Source organism: Nostoc sp., from assembly GCF_036916985.1.
GTDB lineage: Bacteria > Cyanobacteriota > Cyanobacteriia > Cyanobacteriales > Nostocaceae > Nostoc.
The window spans coordinates 25,152-47,614 of record NZ_JBALFD010000007.1; the positions used below are offsets into that span (position 1 = coordinate 25,152).

A 22,463-nucleotide genomic window follows, 5' to 3' on the forward strand; every position below is an offset into this window, starting at 1 on the left:
TCAATTATTTGTTCAATACCCAGGGAATGAATCATGTTGACACATTTTTGGCACGACTCAGAAATTAATCAAATGCCTCAAGATGGGGAAATAGGTAAATATGCTGTACCCAAGGGCTACGTGAATGCAAGTCAAATGTGCAAAGCTAACGGGAAATTCTTAGCTGATTACACAAAGCTCAAGTCTACAAAGCAGTATTTGCAAGCACTTTCTAACGATATGAAGATCCTCATATCGTTATTGGTGATAGATATCCAGGGATACGGAAGCGAACAAAGCACTTGGATTCACCCAGAAATCGCCATTGATTTAGCTCGGTGGGTTTCTGTTGAATTCCGCATCTGGGCCAACAGAACTTTAATGAAAGTGATGCTCTCAACGCAAGTAGAGCAAGTATTACAGCAAGAACCACCACATACATTAGCTCCGTCCCATGAAGCTGCACAGCTAGCGATGATGTTGGGGGAATTTGCAGGACTAGAAAAATCCCTCACCGCCCAGTTAGCAGTTAATGCCGCCACTAAAGTTAACCCTGCACTTAAGCCAGCAGCAGATGAATTAAAAACTGCGTTCGCCCTTGGCGTTGGCGCAGCCATCGCTCAAACCAATGTTGCAGAGGACGCATTTCTAAATCCAACACAAATTGGTGAGGTAGTTGGAATGTCTGCACGGGCTGTTAACCACTGCTTACTAAATTCGGGACTGCAATACAGAACTGATGACAAGAAAATTCCCTATCGTCCTACTGAATCTGGTAAGCAATGGGGACGGATGGTTCCCGCAGTCGCCAAATCTTCAAATCAAACTGTTTTTCAACTGCGCTGGTTGCCCGAAATAGTAAAAGTTATCTCTCAATAATTCCCTACGTAACTCAACAACAATTATGAACAGTCTACGAAAAACCTTGGCAGAAAAATATGGTCTTGTTGCTGATATTATGCACGACGATTATTTTTTTGTTCAGCTACCAGATAACGAAGATCATTCGCTCAAGTTTTTAGAGAGCAATTTACCAGACTGTATTCGGGTTGAACTTGCCGAATGTTTCGCTGGTAGTGTAATTGCGGCTTGGGAAGTCCCGTTATTTTTACTTCCTCAAGTGTTACAGCAAGCGCATGATTTTGTTACTGAGTATTGGGAGCAAGTATCTCAAGAAATGTGAAGTATTCTCCACCAAATAGAACTAACAGCAACTGCTTCAGCACACGTTCTTTAATTGCAGAAAACTACCATGCAACAACTCACACTCTTCTCTGAATCAACCCCAGTTTTACCCATTACTTACTATCCCGATTTCTTAAGCCAAGAACTTGCAAACGAACTTTACCAACACTGCTTGAAACTGGAGTGGCAGCAAAATCAAATCAGAATTGCGGGTAAAACTATGCCCGTCCCGCGCCTTGAATGTATTTATGGTGATGCCGGATGTGATTATCTTTACTCAAACAGCGTGTTTTTGAAACCACTATGGTGGACAGAAGCTCTGTCTAGCTTGCGGGACAGAATCACTGCGCTAACTGGCTACAAGTTTCGTATCGTCATCGGCAACCAATACCGCAGTGGACAGGACAGCATCGGCTGGCACGCAGACAATGAACAATCGATGGGTATAAATCCAGGTATCGCATCAGTCAGCTTAGGGTCATGTCGCAAGTTTCAAATCAAACCGAGAAATGGCAAACCTACTGACTTCTGGCTGGAACACGGGAGTTTGTTGATCATGCACCCCGGTTGTCAATCAACTCACCTTCATCAAGTTCCCAAGACCAATAAAGTGGTTAGTACACGTATTAATCTGACGTTTCGACCACACACCGGAGGCGGGAGATGATTCTGACAAGTCCAGCGATCATGTAGAATGACAGCTTATTGGTTCATTTGTACTATTTAATCCGGTTAAAAAGCAGTCAATAGGACGAAAAAAACACAAAACAACTACCAATACAAGTCCTGTTGATTGTTTCCCTTAAAACCTCGCTTCTTTAACCCGTGTCTACGTAACCAACCTAAAAGGGGTATGACTCAATACCCCAAGCTTTGCATTGCTTCAAAATATTGGAGGAAATATGCGTATAATCGAGTCTGATTCTCACTTCAAACATTTACAAGAATGGCGAGGCAGCGGAGTTGACGAAGAAATCATTGCTCTGAATGTGCGTTCGCTGTCTGGGACTTTACCCTACGAATATCTCCTCTACAGTCCCAAAATCTCCCGCCGCAATGATGGACGATTGCGCGATCGCGATTTAAAAAAGTACCAGCACATTGAATTAGGCGGCTGGTGGTGCAATGGAGTTGACCCGCTCAACAACTACGTCCTGATGATGTGGGGTTGCTTCAAACCCGACCACCCCAGACGTGACCGCCAAAAAATCCACAAGTTCATCAAGTACGAGCATCCATACAGAGACGAGACACGCGCTTTCTTCCTCTTAGTGCCGAATCGCATTTGGGTGAAAGTTTCCAATCGTAGCGGTATCCCCATCACTGAAGAGGACTTACAACATCCTGGCGGTTTCTGGCACTGGGTTTGGCGACACAATGTGCCAGTGACAATCGTGGAAGGGGTCAAGAAAGCGGGGGCATTACTGACTGCTGGTTATGCTGCAATCGCAATTCCGGGAGTAAACGCTGGATACCGCACACCCCAAGATGAGTACGGTATTGCCATCGGGAAGCCAAACCTCATTCCCGACTTGAAACATTTCGCAACACAGGGCAGACAGGTTAATATTTGCTTTGACCAGGACAACAAGCCAGAGACAGTCCAGCGAGTCAGAACTGCTATCAGTCGCATGGGACGACTGCTGGTAAATGAAGGCTGTTCGCTGCGAGTGATTGATTTACTTTTAGGGCCAGAGAAAGGGGTTGATGATTTTATCGTTGCGAAGGGGAAGGAAGCCTTTGACGCACTTTACAATACAGCCGTTGCACTGGAGTTGTGGGAGATTAAGCTGTTTACTTTGCTGACTTACCCGCCTGGGATCGCACTCAACCAAAGATTCTTGGGCCAGCTTCTCGTCCCGGAAGGTGAAAAACTGATTATCCTCAAGGCTCCCAAAGGTACTGGTAAAACCGAATGGCTGGCAACTGAGGTGGCGAAAGCACACGACCAGGGACAGAGAGTATTAATCATCACCCATCGCATCCAGCTAGGCGAAGCATTGTGTAATCGCTTTGGTGTTAACTATGTTACCGAAGTCCGCACAAATGAAACAGGCACATTATTAGGATATGGCGTGTGTGTTGATTCACTGCACCAGGAAAGTCAAGCCCGATTCAATCCAAACGACTGGTCTAATGATGTCATAATTATTGACGAGTGCGACCAAGTATTCTGGCATTTGCTTAACTCTGGTACGGAAGTGCAGAAACGTCGGGTATCTGTTCTCAAAAACCTCAAACAACTGGTACAGAATATTTTGGGCAGCAGTCAGGGAAAGATTTACCTATCAAGCGCTGATGTTTCTGACACAGATGTGAAGTATGTTTTATCACTCGCTGGGGAATATCGAGTTAACCCGTTTGTAATCGTAAACAACTATCGTCACGTAGCTGGCAATTGTTACAACTACTCTGGAAGTAACCCGAAAAATCTCATCGCTGCACTGGACAAGGCGATTTCTAAAGGTGGGCATCATTTACTATGCTGCTCTGCTCAGAAAGCCAAATCTAAATGGGGAACGCAAGCTCTGGAAGAACGGTTTCGCCGCAAATTCCCACATTTACGGATTCTGCGAATAGACAGCGAATCTGTTGCTGACCCCTCTCATGCGGCTTTCGGTTGTATCGCTCATCTGAACGAAATTCTGACCCAGTACGATTTGGTTATTGCCTCTCCAAGTCTTGAAACTGGGGTATCCATCGACATTCGAGGACATTTTGATGGTGTTTGGGGGATTTTTCAGGGAGTGCAACCGGTTAACTCTGTGCGTCAGATGTTGGCAAGGGTTAGGGAAACTGTTGACCGTCATATCTGGGTCAGAGAGTGGGGGATGTCGGTTGTGGGCAATGGTTCCACATCCATCGGAGGATTGCTCAGAAGTCAGCACGTCGCAACACAAGCTAACATTGCGCTATTGTCGGCGGCGGATAATGCGGATTTGAGCTATGTTGACCAGAACTTTCAGCCAGAGTCATTGCAGACTTGGGGCAAGCGTGGTTCTGTAATCAACGTAGAGATGCGGCGCTATCGAGAATCGGTGCTTGCGGGTTTGGTCGAAGATGGATATATCGTTATTGATGCTGAGGATGTTGATGACGATGAGAGTGGGGCTGTAATCGAGTCGGTTAAGGCGGCATCTGTTGAATTGTATGCTGCGGAGTGTAAAGCGATCGCGGATTCCGATGAACTCTCCCCAACCGAATTGAAAAAGCTACAAGATAAAAGGGCGAAAACGAAAACCGAACGACATCAGCAGCGCAAGGCTGAATTGTCCCGTCGCTATGAAATTGACGTAACCCCTGATTTGGTCGAGAAAGATGACGATGGGTGGTATCCTCAACTGAGAATGCACTACTATTTGACCCTGGGGCGGGAATTTCTGACGAACCGTGATACTAAACGGGCTAAGACGCAGTTAGAGGCTGGGGAAAATTCGATTTGGAAACCGGATTTTAACAAGGGGCAGCTATTACCTGCTGTACTGTTACTAGAAAATCTCAATCTGTTGCAGTTTCTTACACCAGACGTTCAGTTGCGTGGAAGTGATGAGAAGATGGTTGAGTTTAAAGCGCTGGCTGTAAAGCATCGGCACGTTATCAAGAATTACCTGAATGTTTCCATTTCTGAAAAACACACACCGATAGCGATCGCACAGAAGTTACTTGCGAAGATTGATTTGAAGTTGAATTATGTTGGTCGATTGGGCAAGCGTGAAAACCGGGAGTGCGTTTACCAGTTTGTTGCACCTGATGATCAGCGTGATTCGATTTTTGGACAATGGTTAAATCGAGATGAAGCGTTTTCAAGGGAATCGGTGTCAGTCACTAATAATATAAGTACGACTATACCAGTCATTGACACCCAATCCCAGGATATTCCCCAAACACTCACGCCACTGGAAAGTCCGGCTGTCCTTGGATGGAAGGGGCTGAAGCTGAATTTGCGCCAAGGACTCGACAATGCTGGTCAATTCTACAGTGAGCTAGTCTCCAAAATTAGCAATGCTATCGGGGTTGCTGATGGTGAGCCGTTCTGGAACGCACACCTGGGGCAGTGGCAGGTTTGGGTTAAGTTTGGGAGCGACTGTAGGTCTGTGGTCTGTGATTGGTTGGTGGTGGTGTAGGTCACATCCTCACAAAGCTCACCCGATTAATTACAGGGATGATCGCTGCATTGGTTAGGAATTTGTCAAACCTGCGTGCTGCGAGGGGTTTAATGCCATGAAACCTTAAAATGAGAATTGGCGATCGCTAGATATTTACCACTATCAACATTATTTATAAATTTTGTCAAAGTAGATTTTAGAAATCAAAAATATCCTTCATACTTTAAAACAGTAATCCTACGTAAAATTTAAGGAAGGGATGGCAATTACATCTCTATTACAGCGACTAAGTGCAGAACGAAATCGCAGATTTGTAGGACGTGAGCGGGAAGTGGAGCTATTTCTTGATGCGATCTCATCAAGAGAATTACCTTTTCACATTTTGCACGTCTTTGGCCCTGGCGGTGTGGGCAAGACAACCCTGATGCAGCAGTTTTTACGGTTTTGTGAACGGTCAAAAATCTCAACTATCTACGTAGAAGGACGTAATATAGAAGCCGCGCCAGAATCTTTTATTAGCACGTTGCATTCGTTGATGGCATTGAATGAATCAGATTCGCCTCTGGATGTGCTAGCGCAAAGAGAAGAACGTAATGTAATTTTAATTGATACTTATGAAGCTATTACCCAGTTAGATGAATGGCTGCGGGAAGTATTCTTACCCCATTTGTCTGTTAATACCTTAATTGTGATTGCTGGACGCAATCCTCTCTCATCTGGTTGGTGTAGCGATCCAGGTTGGCAAGCTTTGATGCACACCTTGCCCCTACGCAACCTTACCCCAGAAGAAAGTCAAACTTATCTCACCACACGAGATATTCCCACTACACAACACCAGGCGATTCTAGAATTTACCCACGGACATCCTCTAGCATTATCTTTGGTTGCTGAGGTGTTTGCTCAGGGAAAAGAAATCTCTTTTCAAGCAGAATCTGCTCCTAATGTTGTTAAAACACTGTTGTCAAGATTCATCAAAGAAGTACCAACGCCCCTACACCGTATGGCTTTAGAAGCTTGTGCGGTGATCCGGCTGACTACCGAAGCCGCACTAAATCAAATATTGGCTGTGCCTCAAAATACTTTGGCTGGTGAGGCTCGCTCTTTAGGGGAAATACTTGATGTTCACGATTTATTTGAGTGGTTGCGCGGACTGTCGTTTATCGAATCAGGGCAATTGGGTTTATTTCCCCACGATTTAGCACGCGAAGTTTTAATTGCTGACTTGCGTTGGCGTAATTCGGAATTTTACAATGAATTACACCACCGAGCGCGTCAATATTATACCAAACGACTAGGGCAAACTCAGGGACAAGAAAAGCATCGAGTGCTACTTGATTATATTTTTTTGCATCGGGATAACTCGGCGATTCGATCCTGTTTTACCTGGGGAGAGCAAAGTAGTTTATTGACGGACTCACTACGGGAAACTGACAAAACTGCACTGCTGGGGATGGTGGCAGAATACGAAGGCGAAGAATCAGCAAAAATAGCAGATCGCTGGTTGAAGCGCCAACCGCAGAATGTAGTAGTATTTCGTGACTTGCATTCCGAACCTGCGGGATTTGCAATGATGGTGGCATTGCACACAGCAAGTGTTGAAGATTTGAATGCAGATCCGGGCGCTCTTGCATCTTGGCAATATCTCCAAACCCATGCACCATTACGTCCTAGCGAAGGTGCAACTATTTTCCGCTTCTGGATGGCACGGGACACCTATCAAGCTGTTTCACCCACCCAAAGTCTAATTTTCATTAATTTTGTGCAGTATTTTCAGAAAACACCGGGGTTAGCATACACCTTCCTACCTTGTGCCCAAGCAGATAGTTGGACAGCAATGTTAAACTACTTCGACTTAACACGACTTTCTGAAATTGATTTTACAGTTGAGGGAAGACACTATGGTGTTTATGGGCATGACTGGCGAATTGTGTCGCCTGCCGCATGGAAGGAATTTTTGGCTCGAAAAGAGGTTACAACTGCGGGAGAATCTGTAGATAATACTCCAGTCGGTGAACCTCTGTTAGTTCTTAGTCAGCCAGAATTTGTGGAGGCGGTACAGAATGCGTTACGTAACTTTAGTTGTCCCGATGTATTACAGAATAATCCATTAGTGCGATCGCGCAGCGTGTACGAAGTACTGCGAAGCGTCTCAGAACAAGTTGCCACAAAAGCAAGTATGAGCGAGAGTCCTTTGGACACGCAACTCCCCGATAAGTCCTTCTCTGGGCACTCACCCGAACACATTAACGCTTTACAGAATCTGGTGAAACAAGCAGTTGAATCCTTACAATCATCCCCGCGTGATGAAAAACTCTACCGCGCTGTTTATCGAACTTATTTAAATCCCGCCCCCACGCAAGAACAAGCCGCTGAGTTACTAGATTTGCCTTTCAGTACTTATCGCCGTCATCTAAAAGCTGGGATGACAAGAGTTACAGATATTTTATGGCAAAGAGAAATTAGCTAATCGGCGAAAATTACGAGGGCGGAGTGGGAAATGATTTCGTGAGGGAGGATTTCAAAGACTCAAATTCAGCCAAAAAAGTTTTTCAGCCTGTGACAAGCTAATTTCAAAGTAGCCGATTATGCACAAAGCAGTTATTAAAGAAATGAAGATAAATCGTTTCATATTTTCCTCAAAATAAGATTTTCTGAAAAAATCATCACATACAACTAGCAATGAATTAGATAGACTACGACTATCTTTAGGAACATGGATTAAATAAGATGCAAAACTTTATCCTGTCTCACGATCCCTCTCCAATATATCGGAGAGGGATTGAGGGTGAGGTAAACCAGGGACATAAATTGTATATTATTTAATTCTTATTCCTTAGTTATTGCTACTTTTGGGAGTTTAGATTTAGCCATTAACGGGTGATTGCCCGTTAAATTAATACCAATTATCCATTAAGACGCACTTAATATTTATTCAACAAACAGCCAAGTATGCAAAGAAATAAATTAGTTATTAAGTGCAAGTTTACAGAAAATTGGTATAAGTAATGAATCTGGATGATTTATTCGGAGGTTAGTGGTCCTGTGATGGTATTGGTAAAATTCCCAAAACTGTTATTGCTATTGTCAAATCCAGTAGTGACTAAGAAATATTGATTATTGGCAGTTAAGCTCAAGCCGCTAAAACTAGATGTGCCTTCATCTGGGAAAGGATCATTCCCACTGAGTAAATTAACTAATGGGGTAGTTGGGTTGAAGCTGTTTTGGTACAAGAACTGGATGCCCAGAAAAGCTTGAGAACCTACAACATTATATAAGCCAGTAGTATCAACTAAGAAAGGCTGGCTGTAATAAGGGACGGCAGTACCATTACTAGAAAGTGATGTGGGTGGGTTTGTACCACTTTCAAACCCTTCCGTTTGCGGACGGTTAAAAGTTGGTGCATTTGTTGTGTCACTAGAATATGAAATAGTGGATGCCTGAGATGGCAAAATAACACTTACAGATAGAGCGATGGCTACGCCCAACCCAGGCATCGCAGCAGAGGCAATAGGGATTGAACGTAAGAGCGATTTTTGCCAAAAATTAAATGAACACTCACTCAAACTCTTAAGCTTGGCTATTTTGGAAAACTTGGTAGAGCGATGGGATAGATTGTTTTCTGAGACGATGGATTCTTTAATTGCTTGTGACATATAGTTGTTCTAGGTTATTTTTACAAAACTGAGTGCTTTGTATGATTGCACTTTCATCTAGTTCCAGGGATGAGCAAGCAAAGCCTGGGAAGTAATACCTAAGCCAATTAGGGTAATACATAAGGCACTTGCTACGGGTAACATCTTGATCCTGGGGATCTGGAGTGGCAAATGCTCAAACCGATTTTTGGCGTAGACTAGCATTAAGCCGATTCCAGTTAGCACTGCTGCTAGACCTAAGCTAAAGGCAGACACTAGCGCTAGTCCAAAGCCAACTCGTCCCATTGCGATCGCACTCAGCAACACTACTAAGGCTGAAGGACAAGGTAACAAGCCGCCCGATATTCCCAGCGCTAGTAGGCTAGACCACTTCATGGAACTTACATCACCGTGAGACGGTAGATGCGAATGCTCGTGGTGATGATGGTGATGATGATGGTCGTGGCTGTGTTGATGGTTTTCATGCTCATGGTCGTGTGAATGACCTTGTAATCGACTGATGAACAAATTTAAACCAATTCCAATTACTAGCAGACCAGAGATTACACTTAGCCAAGGGTATAATTGTTCAGTCAGCACAAACTGAGACGTGCCAAGTGTTACCAGCCCTAAAAGAAATATGCTAGCTGTATGAGTAACCGTCACAGTCAACCCCAGGAATAGAGCGTGTTTGGCATTACTACGGGAACCCACTAGATAAGCACCGACTATCGTTTTCCCATGACCAGGGGACAGGGCGTGTAAACCACCCCATAAAAAGGCGATCGCTAGAGCTATTAAGATAGTCAGGAAATTATGATTTTCCTGGGTAATTAGGTTAGTGAAGATATCGTTGCTTCTTCCTGTCAAAGCATTATCTAAACGGCTGGATGATTTAACTTCCGGTGGAGGCGCTTGTTCGCTCGATGTCAGGGACGGATTGAGTTTAAAGTCAATCCGACGCTGGTCGAGAGGACTGCTGAGTAATTCAGTGGGGTAATCTCTCAAGCGGTTGGTGATACTCAAAGAGGTGAAATCACCTTGAATGGTCACGCCACTTGCAGCCACAGTCATCTCACGCCAGCCCAAGCGCTGTGGATAAAACTGATCTTCAAATTCTATTAACTGATTCGCGCCGACTAACTCCATTGATCCCTGAAAATTACAACTCAGCCGCAGTGTAGATAATCCTCCGACACCTGGAGGAAATTCGACTGTTGATTTTACCAAAGACAGTGCTTGCAGATGTTTATCGATCAACAGTTCCAGATGTGAGTTGACTTCCTGGCATTTTTGTTCGGGGTATTGAACTGTCTCTACAGGTTCAGCTTCGCGATCGCGATTAGTATCTAAGTGATTAATTTCCTGAAAAGCCGGAATCTCTGCCATGTCTAGAACATAATCAATCCCCACCCCATCGGTTGCTACCTGCACTCCTGCGTAGTGATTGATGGTAAAATTGCCTAAAGGATGGGCATCCGCCTCCGGCATCCAAAATAAACATACTACGATGATTGCAGTATTCCAAGCGAAGTAATGTAGCAGCTTTTTCATAAAGAACTCCCTATAGTGTTAGGAGTGGGAAAAGAGACAGAGGATACTAAGTTAGCCAAGACTTGACGGGCTTGATCGGCATACTTGTGATGAAATTGAGGATTGAGGCTAACAGCTTGAGTTAGTCGCTTTATTGCTTCCTCACGATTACCTAAGTGAAACGCAATCATGCCAGTATGAAATTGCAGCAAAGCATCCTCTGTCCCAAAACGAGTTGCTCGTTGTGCTGCCTTTTGCGCTTCTTGCCATTGCCCATTAGCCGCAGCTGCCCAAGCTAAAGTATCAAGAGCATATACATCGTCTCGCACTGCTACTTCACTACGGGCAATTTGTAGCGCCTCTGGTAAGTGGATTCCATGTTCAGTGTAGTAGACAGCCATTGCGCGATCGTAGATTCCTTTAACCTTGCTCAGGTAAGCGACTACCCCAATTAAATCTTCAGTTTCAGCTGCGCCTTCCTGATCTCCCAGAGCTACTTGAGCATCAGCCTTATACCCCAGCGTTTCTACCAATGGCATCAGTTCTATACCCTGGTTGGCGATATTTAGAACATCCTGCCAGCGATGCTGTGCCGCATAGAGGCGGGCTAGTCCTGTAAATGCAGCTATATGCCGTGGAAAGAGGTCAAAAGCTTCCCGATATCGCTGCTCAGACAGGGCAAAATCGCCGGCTGCAAAAGCCAGATCCCCAGTCCGCACATGAAACCAAGCACGAGTTTCGGCACTTGTTGTATAGAAAGAATCCATCTCCTGCATAGCCTCATCTAGCAGTTGCCGTGCGGAGGCTAGATTGCCAGTTAACTCTAAGTAACGAGCTAAAACCGCATTATGACCAGAGTTCGATTCTTCCTGTGCAAGGTTCTGCAATAGTTGATGAGTTGCTTCATAATCACCCAACTCCATCTGAATCGATGCCAAGAGCGAGACAATATTGGGATTATCAAGAGATGAATTATTTAACACATTTAAAGCTTCTCGAAACTGATGTTGAGATAGTAAAGCTGATGCTAGGAGCATGGAAGAAACCTGATTATGGCGCGGCTGTAGTGCCAGGGATCTACGTGCCGCTTGTTCTGCTCGTAACACATCGTCTATATCTCCAATTTCTCGAAAGCGCCTCAAATATTGATCGGCTAACAGACGTAAAAATATTGAGGAATCGGGAGATTGGGCAACTTTCTCCTCATAGACGCTGATAATATGCGATCGCTGTAAATAATCGGGGAAGACTAAATCTGACTGTTTTCCTGGTAATATCTCCCTGGAATTAACAGTCAGCAGTTGCACAGCAGAGGAATATGCGCCTAAATTACTATTGGTGTAGCCTAAACTTAGCGCTTCTGTATCACAGGGTCTTAGTAAAACCAGTAGGCTAGTCAGCACTAAGACCCATAGTATTCGTAGATACATAAACCTTACAAAGGATTGCCTAAATAAGGGAAGGTAGGAAGAAAGTTGGCATTATTAGCCCCAACATTATCGCTAGTCAGCCCCGGAATAATACCAGTAGAAATGCCTGTAACTGCATTACCAAAGACAACAGATGCAGTTACATCAATTACGTCATCTTTTGGTCTTCTACCACCAAAATTTTTGCCTAACTGAGTCCCAAAATAACTACCGCTAGGTTTAGAAAGGTCAGCTTGGATAACATCAGGAATCGCCACTGAGATCACTGCATCGGCTATACCTTGAGGTCTACCGATCGTTTTCACAAAGGCTTGAATGAATTGGGATTGATTGCTAGCGTCTTTAGTTGGTGTCTGAAGATTACTATTATTATGAGCTTTAAAGTCCATAAAAAGTTCATTCAGGGCTGGAACTGCTAACCGCTCAATCTGAGCAAAATGCCCATTTCTGAGTCTAGGAGTTTTAACACTAGTTGTCATCCAAGCACCAATCTTGCCTTTACCAAGCAGTTTCCTGGGTAGCTCGACAATAATTGAGTGGACATTAAATGGGGCTAGGGTGTCTTTTGCTTGTCCAGGTGGTCTAAAGGAAAGAACTTGGAAGGAAGGACTGGGATTAGGCTGAAGGCTATAGTTCCGATCCGGGATGATTTTAAAGAACTGTTCCAAATCGAAAAAGAACGGGTCTTTGCGTGTCCCAACAAAGAACTTCATGCCGTTATATGCGGCGAATGTTTGGTTGAGTTGCCCTGTCCAACTCACTGGGAGTAAAGCTGACTCTGTTCCTACTGTGGTTGGACGACATGGGCCGCGCACTGTCACAGTTTGGTGTGAGCCTTTACCATTTATATTGAATTGGAGTACGACATCTTCAATACTGTCGCCAGTGTTATCAATCTTGAACTGATAAAGAACATTTGGATCGAATGGTCTTTTTTCACCAGAAACGATCAGAGGGTCGAAATCCATCACTAAGACAACATTTTTGGGGTCTGTGGGACTCTCAAACACAAACAAATCTGTGAGATCCGCAGCAGTCAGCTTAGTGGCAAGAAAAGTTGTGTCTTGGTGGTCTGAAGCCAAAGCTTTAGGAGTTGCATAGGTTAGCACTACCAGCAAAATAGCGACAAATGCCACTATGGGACGAAAAAAACGAGTAGCTTTAGTCCAATATGGCGATCTCTTGATACAAAAAAATACCATATTTTGGACTGCTTTATCTATGAGTAACCTGCTTTCAGTTGGTATAAAAGAGGTGATACTCCGAGCATTTATTCTCATAGTTGCCCTTCTTGAGGTGTTTAGCCTCTACTGTTGGTGTGAAAATAGCAAGTTGATTTGGATTTCAAAAAAGACTGGCGCTATTACCGAAGTGCTTCCCAGCTTATTTGCTCTTACTACTCACTTTCCAGACCAAAACTTGCTCATTTCTTGCTCACTTTTCTAATTTCCAGATTTAGTAGCTTTTAGCACTACATTTGTAATACATACCAGTTTTACTGGATATGTTGTTCGACCCGACGCTAAATAGTGGCGGCAGTGCTTCGCAAGACGTAGAAATGTTGAATGCCCGTCGCATCAAGGAGAAAATTCTCCAGAAAAATGAAATGACTGCCTTTCTCATCCGCATTGACAGAGAGACAGGCAGACGTGGTGCAGAGAAGGATTGGGCATTGGATACCTCTTGCCAAATTGAAGCACAGCGCAATTGGTCGATCAATAATCTTCGGGCTGATTTGCGTTAGCGTTCGCGCAGCGTTCCGCAGGAAAGCTTAACGAAGTTATCGCTATTAGAGGAAATGGGCAATACGATTATTCCTTTGGGTGACGGTGGTGATGAAGCGACTTCCCGGTGGATGAAAGCGGCTGGTATTGCCATCGATGAGGAGCATTACCGCAAGGTGGCGAATGCTAAAGATATTGACAGAAGGACTTACAACAGTAGGCAGCACCAAGACTATCTCAAACCAGAAGAGGTTTTGGAATGTGAGAAGTTCCGCATACAGGATACTTATGGCATGAGCGTAACCCCGGAACTGGTTGAGCAAGATGACTCTGGGCGGTTAATTAAGAAGATAGTCGCACTTGAAGCGATATTGGCCGCACCCCTTGAAATGGTCACTGATGACCAGGGGCGAGAATTTATTCCACCGCCGACCATTGTTGCCGAACGCGATAAATCGGAACGGGAGCGATTAGCCATTTGCACTGACTGGAGCAATCTTTCTACTGCGTGGTTGATGCGTCATCGGCTGGGACTCAGGGCTGTGCTGATGGATCTCATGTCTGGGGTTGAGATTAAAGGCGACGAGGCGATGATTCAGGCTTTGGCTGACTTTTCAAAACGCAATGCCTCTCACGTTAAAGGTATTCTCAACCTGACGATCCCGCTATCGGAGTATCCGATGTGGATTTTGGGGCAGTACCTTTCACAACTGGGTTTGTCTACTGAGTCACGGCGGCCATTGGAGGATGGGCAGCGTGTTCGGTATTATCGGCTCAATACTTCTGATGTCGAGTTTGCCCAGAAGGTGTTGGATTATCGGCAGAGGCAACGGGAAGAGAGGGAACGGAAACGCCAAGAATCACTTGAGCTTCAGGCGGCTTATGCAGCTAGAATGCAGTCTCAGTATGGTATTGAGCAGAGGGGCACTTGTGCAGAGGAGCAGAGGGGAAAGAACTTATACAATAATTCTCCTTTGGAGCCTGTCAAGAAACAACTTTTACAATTTATTATCTGGAAAGCTTTCTGAGAAAGCATTTCTAGCTCAAAAGAGGCAAGGTTGTTACTTGACAAGCTCTTGCACCCCTGCACCCCTGCCCCCTTGCCTTCTTCATCGCCGTCCACACCCCCCAATGATGAAAGTGGAGATAATAATCGGGGGGGTATGGACACAGAAGCAGAACTCAGTGATTCTTGGTGGGAGCGGGTCAAATATTACGCTCGACTGGCAATTGAATGTGTAGAGAATGGGGTTGATGCGGTAAAAGAATTACTCAGTACGCTAACGAGTGATGAGCGTTGCGGTGTGATGCTGGAGTTTGAGGATCTTGACCCAGACAAATTTGCTCAATTGGTGACAGATGCGCCGCAGTGGACTGAATGGATGGGGTGATTTGCCATTCGTTACAGACCAGTTGACTGTTAATTCCTCAAGCATCATTTAAGTGTTGAGTGTAGGTGAGCAGTCCTGTAATATCTATTGCTTCATTTATTGACTTATTTTTGAAGCCGAGCTAATTCTGAAACTTCTGAATCTGGCGAAATTTCCGATGCTTCGTCACTATCCACCTTTAAAGAACGCAGTAATTCCCGGATTACATCGTTAAAGGGTCTTCCTGTTTTTGCACAGTATTGTTCCAGTTTCTGTCTTTCTGTTGATGTGAGATTTACTGTCAGTCGTTTGACTGCCCATTTTTTATTCCCCATTTACTTTTTAAACTGCCCTATTATTGCCACATAAAATTATACCTTTGTTTCAAAGCCTCTCCTAATCTACCTTTTAGCCTATTTAATCCAATAAATCTCAAAACAATTGGCTTTTCTATTGGGGTAGCTGATGGTGAGCCTTACTGGAATGGGTATCTGGGACAGTGGCAGATTGCTGTTAAGGTAAAACTCAATGCCAGATATTATAGATACTGCAATCAATGCAGGTACTTTCAACACTTTGGTAACAGCAATTACAACTGCTGGTTTGGACACAGCGCTCAAAGGTTCCGGCCCATTTACCGTATTTGCACCAACAGATGAGGCATTTTCTAAACTGCCATCTGGTACTGTAGAAGCATTACTTGAAGATGTGATTGAGTTAAGAAAAGTTCTAGAGTATCACGTAGTAGCTCAAAAAATTGTTGCAGTAGATTTGGCACAGTTGTCCGAGGTAACAACAACCCAGGGAACAGACCTCAAAATTGATTCTAATAATGGTGTTAAGGTAAATGATGCAACAGTTGTCACACCGGATGTGTCAGCAGATAATGGTGTGATTCATGTTATTGATCAGGTATTAATCCCTCAGTAAAATGCCGTGAAGTCTTTTTGAGATTAAACATCGCGATTGCTGCTCTGTGCGGCTTCTTCTGAGTCCATCGGTGAGAGGCTCATAAAACTGTGGTCTTGTGGTTCATTGTAGGTTGCTCCACCGGCGGCAAGTCCAGGGAGCAACCATCGCATCAACTTTTTCTCGGCTTGATGAAGATAAACATACAAGCACCTCATCCCTAGTAAGAAAGACTCAAGCTTTCGCCAAAAACTCATCTAGGCAGTCAAAAGTGGAGTTCCACCCTTCGATCACACCCATCTGTTCATGCTTACGCCGATCCTCAATAGACTCATGCATAATCTGGAGTGTGAGTTTAGTTTTGCTATCTAAATCCTCGAAAATGGCTGTTACAACCATTCCCTTTGGTAAATCAGCATTTACGACTTTTTCAAAGCCTTCATCAAATTCATCACTGGTAACAATCCTCTCAAAGGGTACGATTTCACGAAAAACACCTTTGGCCGGGTACTCCCTGCCGTCTGGGCCAGTCATCACATAGCGCCATTTCCCGCCTGGACGCACATCCATCTCAATCACACGGGTTGTGAAACCTTTGGGCCCCCACCACTGCGCTATGTGTTTCGGATCAGTCCACGCTTTAAACACAACGGAGCGCGGCGCTTTCAAGATGCGAGTAATGACTAGCTCACGTTGGGATTGAGCATCAATGGAATCCTCAATGTTACTCATCTTGTTCCTCCTGGGTTTGTAATTCTTGTAGGTAATCATCAAGCTGATCAAGCCTCTGTTCCCACAATTGACGATATTGCTCAATCCAATCCGCCGCTTGTTTAAGCGGCTGTGCTTGAATCTGGCATGGTCGCCATTGAGCTTCGCGACCTCGCACAATCAGTCCGGCACGCTCTAGTACCTTTATATGTTTGGAGATTGCAGGAAGACTCATCTTAAAAGGCTTGGCTAACTCACTTACCGACGCCTCACCTTTGGAGAGGTGAGCCAGAATTGCACGCCGAGTAGGATCAGCAAGGGCAGCAAAGGTAAGGCTCAGTTGTTCGTTAGACATTTTTATTTAACCTAATGGTTAATTAACTACTAGGTTAAATGTACTATTGAATCATGTCAAGCCCCCACTTAAGGGAAATCCAAGAAATAAAATGCCCGTTTGGGCAATATAGTTGTACCGCGTAACACTTAGTGCTTCACCATACAAACTTTACGTGGTGGTGAGCAGAGGGGCAGGGGTGAATGGCACTAATAAAAGCGTAAATCCCTAATATTTCTGGATGAAAGGTATAGAGAATTAAGAAGATGTTGTACTATGTGACATACTCACGTTTTAGCGTCTTAAATACTACATCTAATACTTGCCTCCAACATCCTGCCCTCACTGTCTTTTACAAAATGATTTTGGTACGCACAATGCCAAAGTTATTGTTCTTGTTGCCATAAATAAAGACATTGATAGCCATAGTAAATGACTACTATGGAAATACATTGCTGTAATTGCTGATGGAATAAAACCAATTACAGTGGCTTTCAGCATCGCTTGACGAAGTGTATGACCTTGAGTCAATCCTAGAAAATAACCGTCTAGCGCATAAGCGACTGAGCCAAAACCTAAAACTGGTAACAACCAAGGAATATAAGAACGTAAATTATTGATAATTTCAGTATGATTTGTCAGAAATCTTAACAGTGATTCTGGGGCAAAAATAAATGCAGTAGCAAACATTAATCCCATAACCAAGCTACTGACTACAGAAGTTTGCAACAGTTGTTTTAAAGAAGTAATATTTCCACTACCTTGAAAAATTCCAGCCAAGCTCTCAGTAGCGAATGCCAAGCCATCAATGAAATATGCTGCCAAGCTCACCACTTGCATCAGGATGGTATTCGCCGCCAGAATTTCAGTTCCTAACATAGAACTAAGGTTGCTAAACATCGCCATTGTCGAAATTAAAGCAAAAGTCCGAATAATAATTTCTCCATTCAGCATGAAAGCTGATTTTAAAGCAGACAGGTCAAATAGTTCCCCAATTAAAGCTTGTATTTGTTTAAATGAAATTGTTTGACAATATAGCAAAATACCTACCATCAGCATCAGATACTGACTAGTGGCTGTCGCTAACCCAGCTCCTCTACTTGACCATCCCCACTGAACAATAAATTTTGGGAGCATCCCAATTTGGCAAAAATAAAAGAATCCAGATTATTCGCGAGTTTGCATCGCGAATAATCTGGGGATTCAATCAAGTGGTTCTTCTGACTCTTGCTCAGATCCAGAACTAATGTCTAGTAGACAATCATCCAGAGCATGAATTATTCTCTGTATTTCATCCGAAACAGAACGTCTAAAAACAGACATAACAGCATCAATATGCTCTTGAGTACCAGCTTTACCCAAATGCTTATATTTACTCAGTTTGTTTGATGTCGCGCATTGGAAGTATGGGATTGGCACTTGTAATTTGTAGTACCAATATTTCTTCAAATTTTGACGGACTTGATAACGCGCTACCCAAGCCCCGGATGCAGCCAGATCACCCTGCTTTAATAAAAGTGCTTGTTGTTTTTCTAAGGCTGTAATAGTCTTTTTAATTCGCTCAAATCGAGCTAATTTATCCTGTTCAGTATCGTTGGCTCTTTGTCTGGGCATACAAAAACACACCAATATATTCGCGATGATACCTCGCGAATAACAATCTTGTTCTTTTTTGTGCGATTTATTTTACATTACAAGTAGTCGGAGCTAGTTTGCCATTTAAGTAAGCACAGCGCAAGGAGAGCATATATGGTATGAAATCATACTTCCACTGCGCTCCAACTATTTGTAGTCGCTTATCGATCTGCTTAACGGCTGACTCTACTGCTCCAGAACCAATCGAGCTTAATTGCTCGGCTTGGAAGTACATATAATTCACCAAACGATGTCTATGTTTGCGTAGATAGTTTGTAAATTGGGTAACTCCTACATATTTAGTGTTGTTGAGCTTGGTAATTGCTTGTTCGACTTGTCCGTACCAAAGTTCGGCCTCAATGTCTACAAGAAATTTTTTAGGAGCCTGTATTTTATACAAATTTTCTTTCAAATGATACCAATCTAGAATTTCTTGCCTAGATTCTGGGCGAGCTATTTGGGCAAATAAATTCCAAATCCCATCATGTCCATCTCCCAAACAGTAAAGAATTTTACCAGTGTTTTGGCTGTTGACCCAATCAGTTAAAGAGAGATTATCTTGAAAAAATGCCCCGTAATAAATACCCTGCAATCGTCCCGTTTTATACTCTTTCCAATAAGCGGGCTGACCTTTTTTTTCGGAACGAAGTCGCACCTTTCCACCATCTAAACAGACTTCTGTTAATTTCTGTTTGACGTTCGGGGGAGATAAGTCTACTTTTTTGACTTGGCGATGGTGTGTACTATGACCAACTTCTATCCCTGTTAGAAGCTTAAGATCATTCTCTGCGTCCTGGAATGACTCGTTAGCTGCAAGTAATAAACAGCACTTTTCAAGCAATGGGCTAAATCGCCGATACGGTTCTATTCCCAGACGAGATGCCTGTTGATTTGTGACTTTAATCTTACCAACACAACTCCTTATTGTCCGTGTTTTCCCCTTTGTTGTTCCAGTCTTTTCTCCGACAAAAAAAAGGCGATTTTCGGACTGATATGTTCCAAAACCTGATCGCGTACAGATGTTTCGATGCCCTCAAATGTTTTGATTTTTTCGGGTGGGGTATTTTTATAAAGGATTTTGGCTATCTCTTTGATGTGGACTTCTAAAAGTTGTTTATCTTCTGGGGTCATTGTTTTATCCTTCTTTTAACCATACTTTTTGACTGCCATAATTTTCTCAGCTATGGACAGCATTCGTATAGTCCCCCCATAATTCGCGATGATGCCTCGCGAATTATTTTTCCTTTCTTTGGTCTTCTTGCCAAATTGGGATGCTCCCCAATAAATAGATAATCTAGTAGTACATTTGCACAATTGCTAATAGCTGAAAGCAACAACACTCTACTACTTTGTGCTTGCCCAAGAAACCAACCAATCAAGACAAAGTTAATCAATGTTGCTGGGGCACCCCATACTAAAGCATTATAGAAATCGACTCCAGAATTTTTAACTTCTGGTGTAGCACTTAGAATCGCAAACCCTAATATTTGTAAAGGTTGTTGAAATATCAGAATGGCGAGTCCTAATATCAGTGCTAAAATTCCATGCTGTAAACCAATCAGTACTGCTGATTGGTTATCTTTACGCCCTATAGCCTGTGCAACCATTCCAGTTGTACCCATGCGTAAAAATCCGAATGTCCAATAAATATAATTAAATAAAATTGTTGCTAGTGCCACACCTGCTAAATGACGAATCTCCGTTAAATGCCCTAAAAACATTACATCTATTAGTCCTGCCAACGGAACCATTAGATTTGAAAGAACATTTACAGATGCAAGTTTTAGAAAATCGCGGATGAATACTGAACGTTGAGCAAAGATAGACAAAATTACTAAATCCCTTGACCCCTGCTAGAAATTGTAATTTAGAAATAACAACACTAACTAAGCTGTTCTACAAATAAACTTGCATATACTGGGCAGGCAGGATGCTTACCTACAAAAGTTATCGATATCTAGCAGCCTATTCTCCCACAATGCCATCCCTTGAACAAACCTATCGAATCGCTTATGGTTATATAAAAACTAGCGCCTATGCGGGTAGTCTACACCAAGTAAAGGTACAACTTGAGGATTTGCTGTGTAGACGATCGCCCAATTACACCCGCTCGGGGTTCAAGAAGAACAGCACCGTCAAGCGTTGTTTTCTGCCTATGGGGTTGCCTAACAAGCACCAAAAATCGCCCCTCGGTTTGCTGCAAAATACTCCCCAATTTTGGGCACGATTTACGATAACACCATATTGCTTTCTCTTCCTTTTTTTGTATTTGCAGATAATTCATAAAATATTATTCTTAGTTAAGAATGAAGATGAATAGAGAACGGAGGCGGCAGATCGTGAACGACTGGAATTTGCCTTGAGAGGGCGGATGTCGTTGTGGACAGATACGGCTTCAGGTGAGTGCCCCGCCTCTGCTGACGATGGCTTGCCACTGCACAGGTTGCCAGCGAATGACTGCCAGCGCTTTTTCTTTAAGCGTTGCGATTCCAAGCGTTGGGTTCTCAATACTGAAAGGTCAGCCGACCATCGGCGGTTTGCATGGCGCGACTCGCCATTACTTTTGCCCAGACTGCATGAGTTGGATATTCACTCGCCCGGAAGGAATGGACGAGTTCGTTAACCTTCGTGCAACGATGCTGGACGATGCGTCATGGTTCACGCCTTTCATCGAAACTTGGACGAGGGAAAAGCTGCTATGGGCGACGACCTCTGCGGTTCATAGCTTCGAGACCCTGCCCAAAAAAGAAGACTATAAAAGTCTTCAGGTTTGATCTGGATCTTTGTCACAAGTTCTACGACGACAGGCAAAATCTTAAAACCCTTCTGCCTCCAGCAAGAACTGCCTTCTGCCTTAAAGCGCGTAACCTTTCATCATCACCAAAAGTTGCCAAGAACCCAAAATATGGATACTGAAGAACTCTATCCTTGTCCCTGTTGTGGTTACAAAACTCTGAACGCCAAGCCACCTGGAACATACCTTATTTGTCCTATTTGTTTTTGGTCAGATGATAGCGAAACAATAGATTCCTATGGATTTAGCTGGGTGGGATCTAATCAGGTATCTCTTCGCCAAGCACAAAGAAATTATATTGCCTTTGGAGCTTGTGAGCAGGAATGGCTAGATATTGTTCGTTCGACAACAGTTTTGGATGTGCGAGATAGCAATTGGCAAACTCTTGATACTTTAGAGGAAAATACTAGGCTAGCCTTAATTGAACAAATTACCGCCGCTTTTGATGGTGTCAAGCGGTCAGACGGAATTACATTACATGAAGCCAGAGCACTAGATGACTATGCAGATGCTCAGAAAGCCAGAAAATTAGATAGTGAAAGCCAATGGCAGGATATACCAGATGAATGGATTGAATATTTCTCTGATGTCTTTCCTTTTTTTGATGCAAAAGGATTTCGCTACTACATTCCCGCTTACATAATTTGGTGCTTAAAACACTACAAAACTTCTAACTCCGACACTTTAGATAACACAATCTATGCCATCAAAAATAGAGGGGGTTATTATCACCCTCACTTGGAGTTGCTCAATACAACTCAATTACAGGCAATTAAAGCGTTTCTACAATTTATGAATAATGGCTCTTCGCTGTGACGGCTGGTATCTTTTCTCAAGGCTTGTGCCTTAAAAGTCCTGCTATCCAAGGCTCGTTGGGGCTGAATTTGAAAATGCAATCGGGGATTTAGAACGCTGTTTTAACCAGATACAAAAAGAAAAGTTGATATTCAACAAAGCTATCTCCTGTGGAATCTGCACTAGTAGTCTCTAGCCAACGATTCGCACACTAAGGCTCTATTCCTTCATCCTGGAGTTTAGACTAAATGGCAGGCTGTCAAAGAAAAAATAGAGGGTGTGCTTGAACACAGGCCCCCTATTAGCAGAATCTGAGAGAAGAACCA

22 protein-coding genes and 1 pseudogene are annotated in these 22,463 nt (G+C 43.5%); 11 read left to right on the plus strand and 12 right to left on the minus strand.

The window, feature by feature from the left end; all coding sequences use genetic code 11:
• Positions 1-33: 33 nt before the first annotated feature.
• From V7L07_RS01665 to V7L07_RS01685, 5 genes are all read left to right on the plus strand, one after another.
• A complete protein-coding gene (locus V7L07_RS01665) occupies positions 34-858 on the plus strand; it encodes a KilA-N domain-containing protein (protein WP_335054465.1) in 825 nt (274 codons plus the stop codon).
• 25 nt (positions 859-883) lie between these two features.
• On the plus strand, positions 884-1,162 hold the full coding sequence (locus tag V7L07_RS01670; RefSeq protein WP_335054467.1) for a hypothetical protein: 279 nt from the start codon (positions 884-886) through the stop codon (positions 1,160-1,162).
• 69 nt (positions 1,163-1,231) lie between these two features.
• The gene (locus V7L07_RS01675) at positions 1,232-1,831 is read left to right on the plus strand and encodes an alpha-ketoglutarate-dependent dioxygenase AlkB family protein (RefSeq protein ID WP_335054469.1); all 600 of its coding nucleotides are present in this window, start codon (positions 1,232-1,234) and stop codon (positions 1,829-1,831) included.
• A gap of 235 nt (positions 1,832-2,066) precedes the next feature.
• Complete coding sequence (locus V7L07_RS01680; RefSeq protein WP_335054472.1) at positions 2,067-5,288, plus strand: plasmid replication protein, CyRepA1 family; 3,222 nt, start codon at positions 2,067-2,069, stop codon at positions 5,286-5,288.
• 241 nt (positions 5,289-5,529) lie between these two features.
• Positions 5,530-7,737, plus strand: a complete 2,208-nt coding sequence (locus tag V7L07_RS01685; RefSeq protein ID WP_335054474.1) for an AAA family ATPase — start codon at positions 5,530-5,532, stop codon at positions 7,735-7,737.
• A gap of 553 nt (positions 7,738-8,290) precedes the next feature.
• Here V7L07_RS01685 and V7L07_RS01690 read toward each other — a convergent pair.
• The 4 genes from V7L07_RS01690 to V7L07_RS01705 are packed head-to-tail and all read right to left on the minus strand — an operon-like array spanning position 8,291 to position 13,145.
• Complete coding sequence (locus V7L07_RS01690) at positions 8,291-8,923, minus strand: hypothetical protein (RefSeq protein ID WP_335054476.1); 633 nt, start codon at positions 8,921-8,923, stop codon at positions 8,291-8,293.
• 57 nt (positions 8,924-8,980) lie between these two features.
• Entirely contained in the window at positions 8,981-10,456 is a 1,476-nt protein-coding gene (locus V7L07_RS01695) for a nickel/cobalt transporter (RefSeq protein WP_335054478.1), read from the minus strand.
• Positions 10,453-11,865: a tetratricopeptide repeat protein gene (locus V7L07_RS01700; protein WP_335054480.1), complete on the minus strand. Its 1,413-nt coding sequence runs from the start codon at positions 11,863-11,865 to the stop codon at positions 10,453-10,455. Before V7L07_RS01700 ends, V7L07_RS01695 begins: the two co-directional genes overlap by 4 nt.
• Positions 11,866-11,870: 5 nt before the next feature.
• The gene (locus V7L07_RS01705; RefSeq protein ID WP_335054482.1) at positions 11,871-13,145 is read right to left on the minus strand and encodes a DUF4331 domain-containing protein; all 1,275 of its coding nucleotides are present in this window, start codon (positions 13,143-13,145) and stop codon (positions 11,871-11,873) included.
• Positions 13,146-13,369: 224 nt separating this feature from the next.
• Here V7L07_RS01705 and V7L07_RS01710 point away from each other — a divergent pair, with 224 nt between their 5' ends.
• The 3 genes from V7L07_RS01710 to V7L07_RS01720 all read left to right on the plus strand — a co-directional run bounded on the left by V7L07_RS01710 (position 13,370) and on the right by V7L07_RS01720 (position 14,980).
• On the plus strand, positions 13,370-13,609 hold the full coding sequence (locus V7L07_RS01710; protein ID WP_335054483.1) for a hypothetical protein: 240 nt from the start codon (positions 13,370-13,372) through the stop codon (positions 13,607-13,609).
• Between the two features lie 54 nt (positions 13,610-13,663).
• Entirely contained in the window at positions 13,664-14,617 is a 954-nt protein-coding gene (locus tag V7L07_RS01715; RefSeq protein ID WP_335054484.1) for a hypothetical protein, read from the plus strand.
• Positions 14,618-14,752: 135 nt separating this feature from the next.
• Complete coding sequence (locus V7L07_RS01720) at positions 14,753-14,980, plus strand: hypothetical protein (RefSeq protein WP_179070049.1); 228 nt, start codon at positions 14,753-14,755, stop codon at positions 14,978-14,980.
• A 104-nt stretch (positions 14,981-15,084) separates the two neighbouring features.
• On the opposite strand, the gene V7L07_RS01725 is transcribed toward V7L07_RS01720, so the two are convergent.
• On the minus strand, positions 15,085-15,294 hold the full coding sequence (locus V7L07_RS01725; RefSeq protein WP_179069869.1) for a CopG family transcriptional regulator: 210 nt from the start codon (positions 15,292-15,294) through the stop codon (positions 15,085-15,087).
• A 193-nt stretch (positions 15,295-15,487) separates the two neighbouring features.
• Here V7L07_RS01725 and V7L07_RS01730 point away from each other — a divergent pair, with 193 nt between their 5' ends.
• The gene (locus tag V7L07_RS01730) at positions 15,488-15,889 is read left to right on the plus strand and encodes a fasciclin domain-containing protein (protein ID WP_179069868.1); all 402 of its coding nucleotides are present in this window, start codon (positions 15,488-15,490) and stop codon (positions 15,887-15,889) included.
• Positions 15,890-15,912: 23 nt separating this feature from the next.
• On the opposite strand, the gene V7L07_RS01735 is transcribed toward V7L07_RS01730, so the two are convergent.
• The 7 genes from V7L07_RS01735 to V7L07_RS01765 form a co-directional block, all read right to left on the minus strand.
• Positions 15,913-16,077 carry a hypothetical protein gene (locus V7L07_RS01735; RefSeq protein WP_335054488.1) on the minus strand — a complete coding sequence of 55 codons (165 nt, stop codon included), beginning with the start codon at positions 16,075-16,077 and terminating at the stop codon, positions 15,913-15,915.
• 25 nt (positions 16,078-16,102) lie between these two features.
• Positions 16,103-16,600 carry an SRPBCC domain-containing protein gene (locus V7L07_RS01740; protein ID WP_179069867.1) on the minus strand — a complete coding sequence of 166 codons (498 nt, stop codon included), beginning with the start codon at positions 16,598-16,600 and terminating at the stop codon, positions 16,103-16,105.
• Positions 16,593-16,934 carry an ArsR/SmtB family transcription factor gene (locus tag V7L07_RS01745; RefSeq protein WP_179069866.1) on the minus strand — a complete coding sequence of 114 codons (342 nt, stop codon included), beginning with the start codon at positions 16,932-16,934 and terminating at the stop codon, positions 16,593-16,595. Before V7L07_RS01745 ends, V7L07_RS01740 begins: the two co-directional genes overlap by 8 nt.
• A 321-nt stretch (positions 16,935-17,255) precedes the next feature.
• Positions 17,256-18,050 (minus strand): MATE family efflux transporter, encoded by a 795-nt coding sequence (locus V7L07_RS01750; RefSeq protein WP_335054491.1) that lies wholly within the window; start codon positions 18,048-18,050, stop codon positions 17,256-17,258.
• A gap of 66 nt (positions 18,051-18,116) precedes the next feature.
• Positions 18,117-18,527 (minus strand): transposase, encoded by a 411-nt coding sequence (locus tag V7L07_RS01755; RefSeq protein WP_335054493.1) that lies wholly within the window; start codon positions 18,525-18,527, stop codon positions 18,117-18,119.
• Positions 18,528-18,594: 67 nt separating this feature from the next.
• Positions 18,595-19,679, minus strand: a protein-coding gene (locus V7L07_RS01760; RefSeq protein WP_335054494.1) for an ISKra4 family transposase whose coding sequence is annotated in 2 segments (ribosomal slippage) — positions 18,595-19,521 and positions 19,524-19,679 — 1,083 coding nt in all. Because the reading frame shifts where the segments join, the coding sequence is not laid out codon by codon here.
• A 50-nt stretch (positions 19,680-19,729) separates the two neighbouring features.
• Positions 19,730-20,377 (minus strand): MATE family efflux transporter, encoded by a 648-nt coding sequence (locus V7L07_RS01765; RefSeq protein WP_335054496.1) that lies wholly within the window; start codon positions 20,375-20,377, stop codon positions 19,730-19,732.
• 546 nt (positions 20,378-20,923) lie between these two features.
• Here V7L07_RS01765 and V7L07_RS01770 point away from each other — a divergent pair.
• Both V7L07_RS01770 and V7L07_RS01775 read left to right on the plus strand, forming a co-directional pair.
• Positions 20,924-21,322 (plus strand): annotated as a pseudogene (locus V7L07_RS01770) (GFA family protein); the annotation flags it as partial.
• A gap of 131 nt (positions 21,323-21,453) precedes the next feature.
• The gene (locus V7L07_RS01775) at positions 21,454-22,158 is read left to right on the plus strand and encodes a DUF6714 family protein (protein ID WP_179069863.1); all 705 of its coding nucleotides are present in this window, start codon (positions 21,454-21,456) and stop codon (positions 22,156-22,158) included.
• The last annotated feature ends 305 nt before the right edge of the window (positions 22,159-22,463 follow it).

Bases quoted from the DNA above. Each gene is read 5' to 3' on its own strand.
- V7L07_RS01755 (WP_335054493.1), bottom strand. From the start codon at position 18,527: ATGCCCAGACAAAGAGCCAACGATACTGAACAGGATAAATTAGCTCGA.
- V7L07_RS01730 (WP_179069868.1), top strand. From the start codon at position 15,488: ATGCCAGATATTATAGATACTGCAATCAATGCAGGTACTTTCAACACT.
- V7L07_RS01715 (WP_335054484.1), top strand. From the start codon at position 13,664: ATGGGCAATACGATTATTCCTTTGGGTGACGGTGGTGATGAAGCGACT.
- V7L07_RS01745 (WP_179069866.1), bottom strand. From the start codon at position 16,934: ATGTCTAACGAACAACTGAGCCTTACCTTTGCTGCCCTTGCTGATCCT.
- V7L07_RS01775 (WP_179069863.1), top strand. From the start codon at position 21,454: ATGGATACTGAAGAACTCTATCCTTGTCCCTGTTGTGGTTACAAAACT.
- V7L07_RS01665 (WP_335054465.1), top strand. From the start codon at position 34: ATGTTGACACATTTTTGGCACGACTCAGAAATTAATCAAATGCCTCAA.
- V7L07_RS01695 (WP_335054478.1), bottom strand. From the start codon at position 10,456: ATGAAAAAGCTGCTACATTACTTCGCTTGGAATACTGCAATCATCGTA.
- V7L07_RS01705 (WP_335054482.1), bottom strand. From the start codon at position 13,145: ATGAGAATAAATGCTCGGAGTATCACCTCTTTTATACCAACTGAAAGC.
- V7L07_RS01690 (WP_335054476.1), bottom strand. From the start codon at position 8,923: ATGTCACAAGCAATTAAAGAATCCATCGTCTCAGAAAACAATCTATCC.
- V7L07_RS01700 (WP_335054480.1), bottom strand. From the start codon at position 11,865: ATGTATCTACGAATACTATGGGTCTTAGTGCTGACTAGCCTACTGGTT.
- V7L07_RS01685 (WP_335054474.1), top strand. From the start codon at position 5,530: ATGGCAATTACATCTCTATTACAGCGACTAAGTGCAGAACGAAATCGC.
- V7L07_RS01675 (WP_335054469.1), top strand. From the start codon at position 1,232: ATGCAACAACTCACACTCTTCTCTGAATCAACCCCAGTTTTACCCATT.
- V7L07_RS01720 (WP_179070049.1), top strand. From the start codon at position 14,753: ATGGACACAGAAGCAGAACTCAGTGATTCTTGGTGGGAGCGGGTCAAA.
- V7L07_RS01670 (WP_335054467.1), top strand. From the start codon at position 884: ATGAACAGTCTACGAAAAACCTTGGCAGAAAAATATGGTCTTGTTGCT.
- V7L07_RS01740 (WP_179069867.1), bottom strand. From the start codon at position 16,600: ATGAGTAACATTGAGGATTCCATTGATGCTCAATCCCAACGTGAGCTA.
- V7L07_RS01750 (WP_335054491.1), bottom strand. From the start codon at position 18,050: ATGCTCCCAAAATTTATTGTTCAGTGGGGATGGTCAAGTAGAGGAGCT.
- V7L07_RS01710 (WP_335054483.1), top strand. From the start codon at position 13,370: ATGTTGTTCGACCCGACGCTAAATAGTGGCGGCAGTGCTTCGCAAGAC.
- V7L07_RS01725 (WP_179069869.1), bottom strand. From the start codon at position 15,294: ATGGGGAATAAAAAATGGGCAGTCAAACGACTGACAGTAAATCTCACA.
- V7L07_RS01680 (WP_335054472.1), top strand. From the start codon at position 2,067: ATGCGTATAATCGAGTCTGATTCTCACTTCAAACATTTACAAGAATGG.